The organism is Candidatus Hydrogenedentota bacterium, from assembly GCA_035450225.1.
Taxonomy (GTDB): Bacteria; Hydrogenedentota; Hydrogenedentia; order Hydrogenedentales; family SLHB01; genus DSVR01.
The window spans coordinates 1-1156 of record DAOTMJ010000118.1 but is presented as its reverse complement, the minus strand read 5'-3'; the positions used below and the strand labels follow the sequence as shown (position 1 = coordinate 1156).

The 1156-nt window shown below is 58.1% G+C and carries 2 protein-coding genes; both read right to left on the bottom strand.

All coding sequences use genetic code 11. The annotated features are described in order from the left end of the window. On the bottom strand, positions 1-310 hold a 310-nt coding region (locus P5540_19995), incomplete at its 3' end, for a hypothetical protein (GenBank protein HRT67097.1). A 591-nt stretch (positions 311-901) separates the two neighbouring features. Continuing rightward, the coding region (locus P5540_19990; GenBank protein ID HRT67096.1) for a hypothetical protein at positions 902-1156 on the bottom strand (255 nt) is incomplete at its 5' end.

Sequence of the window (1156 nt, the reverse complement as noted above, 5' to 3'; positions counted from 1 at the left end):
TTTGCTCGCAGAGCCGCCGGAGGGATTCAGGCGACGCGAACGTGCGGATGTGGGCCTCGAGCCGGGCTCTGGCGCGGTCCACTTGGTCATCTTGGCCGTGGCGGCGCAGCAGCGCGACGATTGCCGCCTGGGCCGCAGGGTCGAGGTTGTCAATCGCTTCGTCAAGGAACGGGTCGCCCGTGGTGGGAAGCTCGTCCATCTGCCGGCAGAACTCCGCCGTCGATTGCAGCGCCTCTGCGACGATGGATCGAACCAGTTTGGTCAGGTCCTCAATAGTGGCGGGAAGTGTGGTTTGCTCTGTTGGTTTCATGCTGTTCCCCTTTCTGAAAAGGTGGCCGGGGGTGCATGACGCCCAACAGAAGCGCTGTCGCCCTTACGGGTAGACATTCCCCGGCCGGTGAAGTTCGAAGGTAAAAAACGAGATTTGATCCTGTTGGTTCCATGCACCCTTATTGTCGCCGATGTCCGCTTGCCTGCCAAGAAAAATCTGGCAAACTTCGGATATTTTATCCGTGGGCTTTATATGGAAATTCCCAGTTCTTGCCCGAAAAACCGCACTGCTGTGCGGTTTGATTCATGAACCATGCCTTCCGCCTTACGCGCGTTCCGCTAAAGAAACGCGATGCTGCCGCAACAGGTCAACAGCATCAATCCACTGGACGTAGTGATAGTGGCCCTGGCAGTAGTCGTAAACGTAGCACCAACCGTTTTTATCACACGCATCTGCAACTTGTGCGTGAATGATTCGCAGCCTCTCGTCAGTCTCGGGCTTGTCGTGGTCGCCGTAGCGCGGTAGAAGACGCTTGGCTGCCTGTGATTTGATTCGCATTTGGACAGGTATTCTCCAAAATGGGCCGAATGGACTGGTCCACATTCGGCCCAAAACGAGGTGACCACCCTATCATTTTTTGCCGACAACTTGCGGGGCAGGTTCGACGCCGGCCAGCACCTCAAAAGCCGACTTCACGCCTCGGAAATTGCTCTGTAACGTGTCCCGCGCGGAAACCGCGTTGTCGATTTCCGCCGCCACTTCCGGGTTTCGTCGCGCGAACCAGCTTTGTCGCGCTTCTTCTTCGACTTCGGGCGGGACAAGGCGCGCGATTCGCGGCGCGCCGAGGATGCTCACGATCCGCCGGCACGTCGCTGTCCACGTGCC